A 14,776-nucleotide genomic window follows, 5' to 3' on the forward strand; every position below is an offset into this window, starting at 1 on the left:
ATTTTTTGTGTAGTATGTGGACGAAGTTAAAGCAAGTTTGCTGGGAATGGCGAGGTGCTTGGATTGCCGCTCCTAGTATCACAGCGGTGGTGATACTACTGCGGCTAGCTGGTTTATTGCAGTCCTGGGAATGGATAGTTTTAGATCAATATATACGTTGGCGACCTTTAGAAACCCGCGATGATCGGGTCGTTATTGTCGGCATCAATGAAGAAGATTTGCGCAATATTGGGCAGGCAATTATTCCAGATGAGACTTATGCCCAGTTGCTAGAGAAACTCAAAGCTAGACAACCGAGAGCCATTGGTCTAGACATTTATCGCGATTTACCTGTAGAACCAGGTCATCAACAATTAATCGCAGTCTTTGAATCTACACCTAATCTAATTGGTATCCAGAAAGCCGTTGGAGATAGCCAAAGTCAGTCTGTTGCACCACCCCCAGTTCTTAAAACTAAGGGACAAGTGGCTGCTAATGACTTGCTAACGGATGCAGATGAGAGGGTACGGCGTGCTTTGTTGTTTGTCGAGGATTCCGAGGGAAAAACTCTTCCCAGCCTAGGAATGTATCTGGCTGGGCTTTATTTAGATGCCGAGGGTATTGCCCTCAAGAAAGTGGAAGGTAAGGATTCTTGGCAGTTGGGTCAGCAAGTACTGCTTCGCTTTCAGGCTAATGACGGCGGCTATGTGAGAGCCAAAGCTGGTGGTTATCAGATTTTATTGAATTATCGAGGAGCTTCGCGCTACTTCGATACTGTCTCGCTGACGGATATTCTTGAAGACCGGGTAGCAGCAGATTGGGGTCGCGATCGCGTGATTCTCGTTGGTGCCGTCAGCGAGAGTTATAACGATTTGTATTCGACTCCCTACACTAGAGCACCTAACGAGCGCTTAGCTGGGGTAGAAATTCATGCCAACGTGACTAGCCAACTAGTCAGTGCTGCTCAAGAAGGTCGTCCCTTTATCAAGAGTTGGGCAGAACCCTGGGAATGGCTGTGGATTTTGCTGTGGGCAGCGATTGGTGCTGCCCTGACTTGGAAATGGCGCTACACGGGTGGAGTGAGATTTTTCTCTTTGCGAGGAGGTGGTGCTTTTATTCTGGCTTCAGGGGCGTTAACTGGTGGCACATACGTTGCTTTTTTGGGGGGCTGGTGGCTACCTGTTATCCCAGCAATATTGGCAATGGGGGGAGCTGCCCTTAGTATTACTGCTTATCTTGCTCGCACAGCCGGGAAAATTCGCAAGACTTTTGGACGTTACTTGACTGATGAGGTTGTAGCGAACTTATTGGAGAGCAAGGAAGGATTGAAACTCGGTGGTCAAAGGCAGAAAATTACCATTTTGACTTCTGATCTTAGGGGATTCACCAGTTTTTCAGAAAGATTACCTGCGGAAGAGGTGATTAAAGTTCTCAACCTCTATCTGGGACAGATGGCGGATGTGATTACATCTTACCAGGGAACAATTGACGAGTTTATGGGCGATGGTATTCTGGTTCTCTTTGGTGCTCCTACTACTAGGGAAGATGATGCTGTCAGGGCGATCGCTTGTGCGGTTGAGATGCAGTTGAGTATTACTCATGTCAACAACAAACTCAAAGAGCAAGGTTTACCGCCGTTAGAAATGGGCATTGGCATCAATACCGGCGAAGTTGTGGTGGGAAATATTGGCTCAGAGAAACGCACTAAGTACGGTGTCGTGGGTTCTCAGGTAAACCTCACTTATCGTATAGAATCCTACACCCTAGGAGGACAAATCGTCATTTCTGAGTCAACTCTCCAAGAAGCAGGAACAACTGTGATCATTGATGGGCAAAAGGAGGTAAAACCAAAAGGCGTTAAAAAACCAATCACGATTTATGAAGTTGGGGGCATTGGGGGAAAATACAATCTGTTTCTTGCTAAACAAGAAGAAGAATTCTTTACCCTTCCCCAAAAAATGCCTATCCAATATACCTTTCTTGAGGAAAAACATATTAGTGATGCTCTTTTCCAAGGCAGTTTAGTTAAGCTTTCCGTTCATGGAGCTCAGATAAGTTTAGATCCAGCTTTAGAAAAGTCTGTGCCATCACGGCTTAGCAATATTAAGTTAAATTTATTAAATGAAACTGATAGCGAAGTTAGTGAAGATGTTTATGCTAAGGTCTTGGCTAAACCAGCAGAAAACGGCAGTTTTTATATCCATTTCACTGCTAAACCACCAGCAGTGGCAATGAAGCTCGATGTTTTATATAAGTCTTTAATTGACTAAATATTTAATCCTTGGTGTGGCAAATTAACTATACCAAAGGGATTCAATTTCTTGAGCGACTGCGTCTGCCTGAGGCTGTTGTTGAGGGTTCAATAAAGTCGTAACATGACCTAATTTGCGTCCAGGGCGAGATTCAGTTTTCCCGTACCAGTGGACAAAGGTTTGGGGTAAATTTGTCAGCTTTTGCCTTTTTTCGAGATAGTCATTTTGGGAATATTCGTAACCTAAAAGATTGACCATAACAACACCCTCACAGTGCAATGCTGGACTACCTAAAGGGAAACCAGCCACAGCCCGTAACTGTTGTTCAAACTGAGAAGTACCACAGGCATCAAGGCTAAAATGACCGGAGTTGTGAGTACGAGGTGAAACTTCGTTGACTAAAACTTTGCCACTACTAGTCAGGAATAACTCAATGCCAAAGACGCCAACAGCTTGCAAGCTGTTTAGTAGGGTTCGGGCGATCTTTTCAATATCTGTCACCACAGCCGGACTAATTGCTGCTGGCACTAATACTCTACGGCAAACCTGTTCTTCTTGCTGAGTTTCCACCACTGGGTAAACAACAACATCTCCAGCAAGAGAACGGGCAGCAATCACTGCTAATTCCTGTTCAAAGGGAATAAATTCTTCCAGGATTACAGACTGGTGTCCCAACTTTTGCCAGGTTTCCTTAAGGCTGTTGCTATCTTTGATGATAAAAGTGCCTTGACCATCGTAACCGTGGCGTCGCGCTTTAAGGACAACAGGAAAATCTAGATCACTCAGAGAGATCGGTTTTGCTAAGGATCCAGGCAGTGTTAATTCTTCTTTACCCACTTCCCCTTGCAGACTCAGAAAATCTGGCTGAGGCAAACCGATTTCATCTAAATAGCAGCGCTGCTGATACTTATCCAACAGAGGCGCTAGGGCTTCTAAGGGAGGACGAAAGCAGACACCTTGCTGTGCCAGTTCCTGCAAAGCTTCTAAATTGATAAATTCGTTTTCAAAAGTGATCACATCACAGCAAGTTGCCAGTTTAGCTGTGGCAGTAGCGTCATCAATGGCAGCAAAAATAGTATCGGAGGCAATAGAGACTGCTGGATCTGTAGGATGCGGTGTCTGAATTACTAATTCAAGTCCCAAAGATTCAGCCGCACCCCCCATCATCCAGGCTAGTTGCCCTCCGCCAATAACACCAATCCGCTTCATCGGCACCCCAAGGAATCACGAGTAGCGACGCCAGTTTTCGGGTTTATGCCACTGGCTTGATCACAGAGTTCTTTGACTTGAGTACCGTCCAGCATAGCGTAACTGAAATCAGCACCAGTGATGTCAGTCTCATCAAAAATCGAGCGCAGCATAATTGTTTCGACAAACACAGCCTCACTCAAATCAGCACCAGTAAAGTCTACTTTATCTGCCATTCCATAGCTCATATCTGCACCGTGCAGATTAGCCTTAGTCATATTAGAAGAGCTAAAAACTGCTCCCCGCAAATCAGCATCAGCAAAGTTAGTCAGTACTAAATTGGCAGTGGCAAACTCAGCTGTTTGTAAATTTTGTCCAGAAAAGTCCCGGGCTGTAAGTTGAGCACCACTGTAGGACAAATGGGGTGGATACTTAGCGGCTTGAGCTTTTACTGGCAAGGGATAGCATAACAGCATCAATGCCAAGAGGAATGCAGCGAGTTGCGGGAAAAACATAAAACTTTAACAATCTGTGTTGACTATTTTCCCATCTTGAGGATAATTCTGCTAACGCAGCGCTTCAGCGACACTCTAAGGATTCACGGGTATTAACCCCGGTTTTAGAGTTGACGCCTGTGGCTTTGGCACAGAGTTTTTTCTGTTCGGTACGCTCTAAAATGGCATAACTAAAGTCAGCACCCGTGATATCAACGTTATTTAAGGTGGATTTGAGTAAGTTTGCTTCGACAAAAAGAGCATCAGTTAAATCAGCATCAACGAACTTTACCAAGTAGGCTATGCCGTAGCTGAAATCTGCCTCATGCAAGTTTGCCTGTTTCATTGTCGAGTTGCTAATCACTGCTCCCCGCAAGTCAGCATTGCTGAAGTCTGTCATATTTAAATTGCAGTAGGAAAACTCAGCCGAGAGTAAGCTTTGACTGGAGAAGTCCTTGCCTGTAAAGTTTTCTTCGTTGAACGATAGGGTACTAGCAGCTTGTGCTGGTAAGCTATAGCCAAGAAGCATCAGTGCCAACAGAAATGTCCAGACGTGCCGGAAGAACATAAAAGTTAAATAATTGGTCTTGGTTATTTTCCCACCTTAGGCAGCATTCCGCCAAATGAAGCTGAGGTGTTTCATGGTTACACTTTCCTTTGCTGAGGAGTTGAGCCAGTCTTCGAGCGCGGAGATCGCTAAAATTTTAGTTGTCGATGTTGTTTTAGACTGATGCTTGATTTTTTATTAACTTGGCTACTGGCTGCTGTCTCACTGGCAATTACGGCTAAACTTGTGCCAGGACTGGTAATTGCTAGTTGGTCTGCTGCTGCCATTGCTGTTGTGATCATGGGATTGATCAATGCGGTTGTTAAACCAATTCTGGTGCTGTTGACATTGCCGATTACTATTCTATCCCTAGGGCTGTTTCTGTTGGTCGTCAATGCCATTACCCTTTCCTTGGTAGGCTATCTCACCCCAGGTTTTACGGTTGGTGGTTTTTGGCCTGCTTTTTTCGGTGCGATCATTTTGTCGGTGGTTTCTGGTTTACTGGGCATCTTTTTCCGACAGGTAAGGCAGGAAATTTGAGCAGATGTCTGTAAAAGAGAACTCTATCGGTAACCTCGTGGTGTGATCATCCAATCGGCATGAATAGCAGTGCTTTGGTTACCGATAAGTACGGTGGTTAGCATGTCGATTGCTATATCGAGGAATTTCTCAAGAGTAGTCAGGGTAAGCTGTTCGTCTTCTCGATAGGCTGAGCGAACTATAGCTACTGGGGTATCGGGATGGCGGTATTTGAGGAAAATAGTTTGAGCGATCGCAATTTGCTCGGTGCGGGTGCGCGATTTTGGGTTATATAAAGCTGTGACAAAATCTGCCTGCGCCGCTGCTTCTAGGCGCTTCTCAATTACCTCCCAGGGAGTTAAAAGATCACTGAGACTGATTGCGCAGAAGTCATGCATTAATGGTGTTCCTACACGGGAAGCGGCTGCTTGTAGGGCAGTGATTCCCGGAAAAAGCTGCACTCTAGGAGTTTTGCCATCCCAGCCACAGTTACGGAGTTCTTCTAAGACTAACCCCGCCATACCATAAATGCCACAGTCACCAGAAGAAACAACTGCTACAGTTAATCCCCATTGGGCTAGTTCAATCGCTCTTTGCGCCCGTTGCTTTTCTTGGGTAATGGGCAGCGCTTCAATAATTTGTCCTGGACGCCGTAAAGGAGCAATCAGGTCTATATAGAGAGAATAACCAATTATGGCATCGGCTTGGGCAACAGCCGTTTGAGCCGCTGGGGTCATTTGCTCAAGTTTACCAGGGCCAGTACCTACTAGCCACAGTTGACCAGTGCGTCCGGTATACTCTTGTTCAGCTTGGGCAATAGCTACTGTAACTGCCCCTAATTGTTGAGCTGATTTGAAAATTTGTTTTGCTACTAAAAGAGAAGGCCTGGGAGAGGAAGGGTAGTCAGAGTTTGAAGGTTGCCCATCTCTAATGGCACACAGTGCTGCTGCTTCGGCGACACTGGGGGTTCCTACTTCTGCTGCGACAATTTCTGAGGGTGTGGGTACGCTTACGGAACGCAGCATTTCGGCGCTAAAGGTGCGTAAGGGCAAAGCGTAATCATGACAAATTTCTAGGATACCCACTTCATCGGCTTTGATGTCGATAGTGGCAATTCCGGCGATCGCAATTTTAGCTAGCTGATAACGTTGGCAAGTTTGCTCAATTGCTGTCTCAATCAATTGTCTAGATGTACCGCGTTCACAGCCAATTCCTACCCACAACACCCGTGGATGCCATTGTACCTGGGAGACACTCAAGGCTTGAGCAGAGTGGGCTTTGGGACTAATCCAGATTCGAGCCTTGGGGGAGTGGGATTCGCCAAACTCAAAGGTATGCCCTTGGGGAAGATGACTTTGCCATAAAGTTGAACCAGCTTCCTGAATCACCTGTACCCTGTCACCACCGGCTATAGCTGCACTCACACTAGTCCAATCCCCGACACCGCGCTGCCAACCGAAGGGAATACCCAAGACATCAATGCCTGGTAGCCCTAAATCAGTGGCGGCTCCTGTTAAAATTGGCGTTGCGCCTAGTTGGTGAGCGATTAACTGGGCTAGTTGATCGGCACCACCTTGATGACCACTAGCCAAACTAATAACAAACTTACCTGCTTGATCTATTACTATTACTGCTGGGTCGCTAGATTTATCTGCTAGCAGGGGAGCAATTAGTCGAACTACCGCCCCAGTCGCCAGACAAAAAACTAAGGCGCGGTTTTGTTGCCACAGGAAAGCGACATGATCTTTGAGTGAACCTTTGTAGAGGTGAATATGTTCAAGACTACTCAGAGACTCTGGCACCCAAAGCTTGGCACCAGTATTTTGACACAGAGGTTGTAATCTTTGGGCAGCTTTAGGGGTAGTTGCGATCGCGGCTAGGGGTTGAAAATCCTGAAATAACAGACTCAAATTGCTCTCTTGGATAAAAATTTATGAGACTTTAGGCGAAATGACGACACTTAGGTTAGCCAGCGATTCTTAAAAGAATTCAAAGGAGCAAATCGAAGATGTACAGAATTCTCTAACCCCTATCGATTAGCTTTAGACAGTTGTCGCAGGTATTGTTTCCAGGCGGTTGCTTGTGTACTGCTGGGATAAACGCCAATCAAGTCGATTAACTCTAGTTGAGCCTTTTTCTTCAGTTCAGCTTTGGTACGATTACCCAGCAAACAAATTACCCGCGAGAGTTGCTCGGTTGTCCCAGGAATTTTAGGTGGTAGTGAACCGATCTGGGGAACTGATTTTCCTTGAGAGTCCATCAGCGTTTTTTCTTTCTGAGTTCTTTTATCTTGATTTTAATATGTTCTGAGTCACCGTTTATTAAGTTGACACTAACGGGTGGTAATTAGCTTATTTTTGTATAAATGACCAAAAAGTTATCCATAAAAACGCTCAACCTTTAGGGTTGAGCGCTTGCTTGATTAAATTCAGCCTCACTTAGAGTCTCATTGACTTCTCCTAGAAATGGAGAAATGGGGTTTGTTCCCCAAGGATGCGACTGGTTGCGTCTTTACCAAAGATGATTGCAACATTTGGGTTTTGGCAACAGAATCATTTGCCAAGGTGAACAGAGGGTTGGAAAGAATGCCCGCCAGAGATGTGGCAACTACCGAAAGCACTAAACCTACTTGCAAAGGCCGCATTCCGGGAAGGTTCCACCGCGTTTCTGGGTAGTTTTTGATCGAATCAGACATTTCTTGAGGCTCTTTAACTACCATCATCTTGACAACACGGATGTAGTAGTATATTGAAATTACGCTGGTAATCAAGCCTAGTAAGACTAAACCATACAGTCCAGCCTGCCAGCCTGCCCAGAACAGGTAGATTTTGCCGAAAAATCCTGCTAGAGGTGGAATTCCACCCAAAGAGAGCAAACAAATGCTTAAGCCGAGGGTCAGGAGTGGATCTTTGTGATACAAACCAGCGTATTCGCTAATCTGGTCAGTGCCTGTACGCAGGGTGAAGAGAATTACGCAGGTAAAGCCTCCCAGGTTCATGAACAGATAAATTAGGAGGTAAAACAGCATACTGGAGTAACCAGCCTCAGTACCAGCAATTAGACCAATCATCACAAACCCAGCTTGGGCAATGGAGGAATAAGCCAGCAATCGTTTCATGCTGCTTTGAGTAAGGGCAACTACATTCCCTAAAATCATGCTCAAGACAGCTAGGGCAGTGAAAATGAAGTGCCACTCTTGAATTACTTGGGGGAAGGCGGTTAGCAGTAGACGGATTGCTAAAGCAAAGCCAGCAGCTTTGGAACCGACGGAAAGAAAGGCGACTACTGGAGTAGGAGAACCTTCGTAGACATCAGGAGTCCACTGGTGGAAAGGGACTGCGGAGATCTTAAAGGCAATACCAGCGATGGTAAAAACTAAAGCAATCAAAATGCCCAAAGATTGACCAGATTCTAGAGCTGCCACACCCTGAGCGATCGCACTTAAGTTAGTTTCTCCTCCAGAGAGACCGTAAAGTAAAGATACACCGTAGAGAAAGATGCCTGAACTGGATGCTCCAATTAGCAAGTATTTTAAAGCTGCTTCGTTAGAACGGGGATCACGTTTCATGTAACCCGTCAACATATACGAAGAAATACTTAGGGTTTCCAGGGAGATGAAAATCATCACCAGCTCATTTGCCCCGGAAAGGAACATTCCCCCTAAGGTAGCAGTGAGCAAAATCGCAATAAATTCTGCCAACGATGTCCCAGACTGCTGTACATATCTAATTGACATTAAAATTGTTACAGCAGTGGATAGGGCAATAATCCCGCGAAATGCCACACTCAAGGTGTCGCCATTAAAACTTCCGAGAAAGGCGATTGAATCAGCGGCATTCCATTGGTAGCAAAGAGCTGCTACGGCAGCTAGCAGTCCCCCGATTGCCACGTAGGGAATTGTTTTGGCAGAACTTTTGCCAACAATCAAATCAATTACTAAAACTAGCAAGAGGGTGATAATAACAATTCCCTCTGGCAAGATGATCCCAGCGTTGAGCTGGGCAGCAACAGTAGAGAAATCCATAGGTTCTATTTGTATGATCTATAGTTATGTGGATTTCAAGATTAACTTTTTTATCATATAGGTGATTTAGGGTATTGCCACACTCGTCAGCCAGCAAATTTTGCCCAAGATAATCTTGTTATGTTTTCTCCACCTGCTTCAAGAATCCCATAACTTTGACTCCAGCAGAGCATGATTGATGATTAAGCAGGCTAGTCAAAAACTACTTTGATAATTGAAATTCCCACGAGGGAAAGCTCTGCGAGAAGCTTAGGTAAATATTAAGATACCTGTTAACCTGTGAGGCAGGAGCAAGTTAGAGGAAGTCAGCAGAGGCAATTTCTTACTTAGCCTTGGTCATCGCCCCCCAGTAATCCGCCTAAAAAACCACCGCTTTTTGAACTATCTGTTTCTCCTAAGAGGTTGGGTAAAGTTGCCGTAATTCGCTCAGCTAAACGTGAAAATGGCAAACTTTGCAAAAAAACTTTACCTGGGCCAGTCATCTGGGCCAGGAACAAGCCCTCTCCCCCAAACAGAGCATTTCTAAAACCGCCGATAAAGCGAATCTCGTAGTCAACGGAGGGAGCAAAAGCCACCAAACAACCAGTATCTACGCGCAATCTTTCTCCCACCGCCAAATCTTTTTCAATAATCGCACCGCCCGCGTGGATAAATGCCATCCCATCTCCTTGCAGCTTTTGTAGGATAAAGCCTTCACCACCGAAGAAGCCAGATCCCAGTCTTTTGGTGAAAGCCACCTGAATTTCAATCCCTTTAGCAGCGCAGATGAAGGAATCCTTTTGGCATAAAAACTGACCGCCCAATTGACCTAAATCAAGGGGAATTACTTCTCCTGGATAGGGCGCAGCGAAACCGACACGGGACTTACCCATGCCATGGTTCAAAAATGTGGTGATAAAAAAACCTTCCCCAGTGAACATTCGTTTGAAGCCAGCAAAGATGCCACCACCACTGGAAGTTTGCATGTTAATGCCTTCCTCCATGTAAATCATTGTGCCAACTTCAGCTCTAACACCTTCTCCAGGATCAAGCTCAATTTCGATCAGTTGTAGGGATTGACCGTAAATTTTATAGTCGATTACATCAGCAGCCATAGTGTCTGGGCAGTCCACAATTAAGCTAGTTGAGCAGCTTTAGTTAGGATAAGTAGCGAAATATCATAGGAGACAACAGCTGTGTTAAATTATTTTTCTGCATAAATTTAGCCCAATCATAACCAACAATAACACTACACTGCTGTCGGTGATGCATCTCACTGCCAAATCAAACAATCTGAAGAGAATCTTCTTGTAGTAGGTAGACAGATTTCCGAAAAGGTGGGGGTCACGATTGAGATCAGATATAAGAGAGATTAGAGGCCTCTATGATTAGTTAGCTAGATTGGCGTTAGCAAAAGTGCTAATGGGGTGAGATCCTCCTTTGGGTGCGATGTCGGGTGCGTCGCTCCTGGTTTTCCCTCCCTTGCCTATATCAACCTCTGTTCTTACTTTGCTATTGGGAGTGGTCTACGATTAGCCGAAAAGCCCAGCATTCGTTTAAAGAGTAGGCTACCTTGGTTGCACTCATGCAATGTGTGATAAGCATAGGTAGGCTTAATTACCCAATTGTTAAGCCTTACCAGACTCCAGGCAATCAGCCCCAGGACAATGAATCAACCCAACTAGCAACGTTTAGGACACTGCTACTCTTTTTTGATACCTTGCTCACATTACTTGGACTAGACCGTTCAGCTTAGCTGCTACTTCTGAAACTCCTATGACAACCCTCGTCATCGTCGAATCTCCCACCAAAGCACGTACCATTCGTCAATATTTGCCCTCTAACTATCGGGTTGAGGCGTCGATGGGACATGTTCGCGATCTCCCTCAGTCCGCCAGTGAAATTCCAGCTTCTGTCAAAGACGAAAACTGGGCGCAGCTAGGGGTAAACGTGGAGGCTAACTTTGAACCCCTGTATGTCGTTCCCAAAACTAAAAAGAAAGTCGTTCAACAACTCAAAGATGCCCTCAAAGAAGCCGATGAACTAGTTCTTGCCACGGACGAAGATCGGGAAGGGGAAAGTATCAGTTGGCATTTGCTGCAATTACTCAAGCCCAAAGTCCCTACAAAGCGGATGGTTTTTCACGAAATCACCAAAGAAGCCATTCAAAAAGCCTTGAAAAACTGCCGCAGTATCCACGAGCCCCTGGTGCATGCTCAGGAAACGCGACGGATTTTAGACCGACTGGTAGGTTATACACTCTCTCCTCTGCTGTGGAAGAAAATTGCTTTTGGCTTATCCGCCGGTCGGGTTCAGTCTGTTGCTGTCAGGCTATTAGTGCATCGAGAACGCCAGCGAAGGGCTTTCCGCCAGGGTAGTTACTGGGATTTGAAGGCAATCCTAGAGCAAAAGAAGACTCCCTTTGATGCCAAACTAGTTACTTTAGCAGGGACTAAAATTGCCACGGGCAGCGATTTTGACTCCAATACGGGTCAAATTATTGCTGGTCGCAATGTGAGGCTGCTCAGCGAGTCGGAAGCCAGAGAACTGCAAGAGCGTTTAACTGATAAAACTTGGACGGTTAGTGAACTAGAAGAAAAACCCGTCACCCGCAAGCCAGCTGCGCCCTTTACAACCTCTACCCTGCAACAGGAGGCAAACCGGAAGCTACGCCTGGGAGCGCGTGATACGATGCGAATAGCTCAAAAGCTCTATGAACAGGGCTATATCACCTACATGCGGACGGATTCGGTGCATCTCTCAGAGCAGGCAATTTCGGCATCGCGTAGCTGTGTTGAGGAAATGTACGGCAAAAAATTCCTCAGTCCTAAACCTCGCCAATACACCACCAAAAGTAAAGGCGCTCAAGAAGCCCACGAAGCAATTCGCCCAGCAGGTAGCAGTTTCCGCACACCACAACAAACTGGTCTTGGTGGTCGAGAACTGGCTCTGTATGACTTAATTTGGAAGCGCACCGTTGCTAGCCAAATGGCTGACTCACGGCAAATTCTGATTACGATTGGTCTACAAGTAGAAAATGCTGGTTTTCGCTCAACTGGAAAACGTATCGAATTTCCCGGTTTCTTGCGGGCCTATGTAGAAGGTTCTGATGACCCAGAAGCCGCTTTGGAAGACCAAGAGGTGATTTTGCCGCCCCTGAAAATGGGTGATCATCCCAATTGCACTGAACTAGAAGCCGTCGGTCACGAAACCCAGCCTCCAGCACGCTATACAGAAGCTTCTTTGGTGAAAACCCTTGAAAGTGAAGGTATTGGGCGTCCTAGTACCTATGCCAGCATCATCGGTACGATCGTGGAACGGGACTACGCACACCTTAACGGCAATACTCTAGTTCCTACATTTACGGCTTTTGCTGTTACCAGCTTGCTGGAGAAATACTTTCCCAACCTGGTAGATACTAGCTTCACTTCTAAAATGGAGCAGACCCTTGATGAAATCTCGACCGGCGAAGCAGAGTGGCTTCCCTATTTGCAAGAGTTCTATCTAGGAGAGGCGGGACTAGACAATCAGGTTAAAGAACAAGAAAGTCAGATAGATCCCAATGAAGCTCGTACTGTCGAACTAGATAACCTAGAGGCGAAAGTCCGTATTGGTCGCTATGGTCCCTATATAGAAACTGAAAATGGCAAAGGGCGCATCTCGGCTTCTATTCCCAAAGACTTGACACCTTCTGAGCTAGACCCAGAGCAAGTGGAAGTCTTACTGCGGCAAAAAACTGAAGGACCAGAGAAACTAGGACTCCATCCAGAAACTGGTGAACCCGTCTACATCTTGCTTGGTGGCTATGGTCCTTACGTTCAGCTAGGTGAAGCCTCCGAGGAAAACAAAAAACCGAAGCGGGCTTCTCTACCAAAGGGCGTCAATATGGAAGATGTCACTTTAGAGATGGCGGTTGGTCTATTGTCTTTACCGCGCTACTTGGGCGCACATCCCGACAGTGGTTGCAAAGTCCAAGCCGGACTAGGAAGGTTTGGTCCTTACGTGGTTCACGACCAAGGCAAGGAAGGAAAAGATTACCGTTCGCTCAAAGCAGATGATAATGTTTTGACAATTGCCTTAGAACGTGCATTAGAGCTGTTGTCTCAACCAAAGAAAGGTCGTAGTAGCAGTCGCAGCAAGTCGAAGGCTCCCTTACGGGAATTAGGTTCTCACCCAGATGATCAGGAACCAGTGAATATCTATGATGGTCCCTACGGTCCTTACGTCAAGCACGTTAAAACCAATGCTTCCCTTCCTGAAGGTGAATCAGTAGAAGACCTGACCTTAGAAAAGGCACTTGAGCTGTTAGCCGCTAAGGCTTCTACCAAAAAATCCGGTCGCAAGTCCAGTAAGTCCACGACTTCAACTCGGAGCAAAGCCTCAGGGTCATCGTCAAAAACTAGCCAGACAGCTGCCAAAAAAACTACCAAAAAGACTAGTACGAAAAAAAGTTAATCAGCTTCTCAACGAAGTCGATATTTCACCCCGGTTCTTGATTGAACTGGGGAATTTTTACTTTTGTAGTGTTGAGTAGCCACCCTGAGCTAGTCTGCTATAAGAGTTAGCAGACTATCTAGCTTAACTGTTACGACGAGGAATGTTCATTCTATTTAACAACGGTTTGTAGACCAGCCAAATCGGGGAACACATCCTGTACAGCAGGATGAACTAACTTGTATTTATGCACGTTTAAGCCCTTAGCTAAGGCTAAATCGGACTCGATAGCCTCTAGACCATGACGGGCTAGCTTGAGGACGTAGGGCAACGTGCTATTGTTAAGCGCCTGGGTTGCTGTCGCTGGCACTGCACCCGGCATATTCGGCACACCATAGTGAACAACACCCTCCTCTATGTAAATGGGATTGGTGTGAGATGTCGGCCGTAACGTTTCCACGCAACCGCCCTGATCTACGGCAACATCAATAATTACCGAACCGGGACGCATCCTTTTTACTAGAGCACGAGGCACCAAAACTGGGGCACGACGACCTAAGACCAAAACTGCACCAACTACTAGATCCGCATTAGTCACGACCTCTTCGATTTGTGCTGAGTTACTGTAGAGGAGTTCTACTCTAGAGCCGAAAATGGTTTCTAAATAGGCTAAGCGCTCTACATTAATATCGACAATTTGAACTTGAGCACCTATACCTACAGCAATCCGAGCAGCTTCTGTACCAACGACACCACCACCGAGAATTGCCACTTTTCCTGGTTTAACGCCCGGAATACCGCCTAAGAGAACACCTCGCCCGCCTTGCTGACGTTCTAAAAATCTTGCCCCAAATTGCACGGAAAGACGACCAGCAATGATACTCATCGGATTGAGTAGAGGGAGTTTGCGATCAGGAAGTTCAACTGTTTCGTAAGCGATCGCACTAACACCACAATTAATTAAATGCTCTGTTAAGGCGCGGTCAGCTGCCAAGTGTAGATAAGTAAACAGTAGCTGTTCTTTTTGCAGAAACTGGTACTCTGGCTTCAGGGGTTCCTTCACCTTGACTACTAGTTGACAATTCCAAGCTTCGGCTGCCTTGTGGACAATTTTTCCCCCAGCTTGCTGATATTGTTCGTCTGTAAAGCCAGCATCGACACCAGCATTAGTTTCAATCAAGACCGTATGACCGGCTTCGCATAAAGCCCGGACACTATCAGGACTCAAGCCAACACGAAATTCTTGGTCTTTAGTTTCTTTTGGGACACCTATTTCCATGTTTTCCTTCAGGATATGATTTTTGTCAGTTTCAATGTTTTTGACAAACATTTAGGCAACTATCTGCACGGATGGCTCTGG

At 45.9% G+C, this 14,776-nt stretch carries 11 protein-coding genes; 3 read left to right on the forward strand and 8 right to left on the reverse strand.

The window, feature by feature from the left end; genetic code table 11:
- Window positions 1–14: 14 nt before the first annotated feature.
- Complete coding sequence (locus ACT7WV_RS22460; RefSeq protein WP_445105009.1) at window positions 15–2,249, forward strand: CHASE2 domain-containing protein; 2,235 nt, start codon at window positions 15–17, stop codon at window positions 2,247–2,249.
- Between the two features lie 24 nt (window positions 2,250–2,273).
- Here ACT7WV_RS22460 and ACT7WV_RS22465 read toward each other — a convergent pair whose 3' ends face one another.
- The 3 genes from ACT7WV_RS22465 to ACT7WV_RS22475 all read right to left on the reverse strand — a co-directional run bounded on the left by ACT7WV_RS22465 (window position 2,274) and on the right by ACT7WV_RS22475 (window position 4,481).
- On the reverse strand, window positions 2,274–3,440 hold the full coding sequence (locus ACT7WV_RS22465; RefSeq protein ID WP_445105010.1) for a 5-(carboxyamino)imidazole ribonucleotide synthase: 1,167 nt from the start codon (window positions 3,438–3,440) through the stop codon (window positions 2,274–2,276).
- Complete coding sequence (locus ACT7WV_RS22470; RefSeq protein ID WP_445105011.1) at window positions 3,437–3,934, reverse strand: pentapeptide repeat-containing protein; 498 nt, start codon at window positions 3,932–3,934, stop codon at window positions 3,437–3,439. Before ACT7WV_RS22470 ends, ACT7WV_RS22465 begins: the two co-directional genes overlap by 4 nt.
- A 64-nt stretch (window positions 3,935–3,998) precedes the next feature.
- Complete coding sequence (locus ACT7WV_RS22475; RefSeq protein WP_445105012.1) at window positions 3,999–4,481, reverse strand: pentapeptide repeat-containing protein; 483 nt, start codon at window positions 4,479–4,481, stop codon at window positions 3,999–4,001.
- A 162-nt stretch (window positions 4,482–4,643) separates the two neighbouring features.
- Here ACT7WV_RS22475 and ACT7WV_RS22480 point away from each other — a divergent pair, with 162 nt between their 5' ends.
- Window positions 4,644–5,000 (forward strand): phage holin family protein, encoded by a 357-nt coding sequence (locus tag ACT7WV_RS22480; protein WP_445105013.1) that lies wholly within the window; start codon window positions 4,644–4,646, stop codon window positions 4,998–5,000.
- A 23-nt stretch (window positions 5,001–5,023) separates the two neighbouring features.
- Here the strand turns inward: ACT7WV_RS22480 and cobJ are convergent, their stop codons facing one another.
- The 4 genes from cobJ to ACT7WV_RS22500 all read right to left on the reverse strand — a co-directional run bounded on the left by cobJ (window position 5,024) and on the right by ACT7WV_RS22500 (window position 10,097).
- Window positions 5,024–6,889 (reverse strand): precorrin-3B C(17)-methyltransferase, encoded by a 1,866-nt coding sequence (gene cobJ, locus ACT7WV_RS22485; RefSeq protein WP_445105014.1) that lies wholly within the window; start codon window positions 6,887–6,889, stop codon window positions 5,024–5,026.
- A gap of 119 nt (window positions 6,890–7,008) precedes the next feature.
- On the reverse strand, window positions 7,009–7,239 hold the full coding sequence (locus tag ACT7WV_RS22490) for a hypothetical protein (protein WP_445105015.1): 231 nt from the start codon (window positions 7,237–7,239) through the stop codon (window positions 7,009–7,011).
- A 186-nt stretch (window positions 7,240–7,425) separates the two neighbouring features.
- Complete coding sequence (locus ACT7WV_RS22495; protein WP_445105016.1) at window positions 7,426–9,003, reverse strand: NAD(P)H-quinone oxidoreductase subunit N; 1,578 nt, start codon at window positions 9,001–9,003, stop codon at window positions 7,426–7,428.
- Between the two features lie 326 nt (window positions 9,004–9,329).
- Window positions 9,330–10,097 carry a TIGR00266 family protein gene (locus ACT7WV_RS22500; protein ID WP_445105017.1) on the reverse strand — a complete coding sequence of 256 codons (768 nt, stop codon included), beginning with the start codon at window positions 10,095–10,097 and terminating at the stop codon, window positions 9,330–9,332.
- A 661-nt stretch (window positions 10,098–10,758) separates the two neighbouring features.
- Between ACT7WV_RS22500 and topA the strand changes: the two genes are divergently transcribed.
- Window positions 10,759–13,437 (forward strand): type I DNA topoisomerase, encoded by a 2,679-nt coding sequence (gene topA, locus ACT7WV_RS22505; RefSeq protein WP_445105018.1) that lies wholly within the window; start codon window positions 10,759–10,761, stop codon window positions 13,435–13,437.
- A 151-nt stretch (window positions 13,438–13,588) separates the two neighbouring features.
- Here the strand turns inward: topA and ald are convergent, their stop codons facing one another.
- Entirely contained in the window at window positions 13,589–14,695 is a 1,107-nt protein-coding gene (gene ald, locus ACT7WV_RS22510) for an alanine dehydrogenase (protein WP_445105718.1), read from the reverse strand.
- Window positions 14,696–14,776: the final 81 nt, after the last annotated feature.

The organism is Symploca atlantica LB2515, from assembly GCF_052546295.1.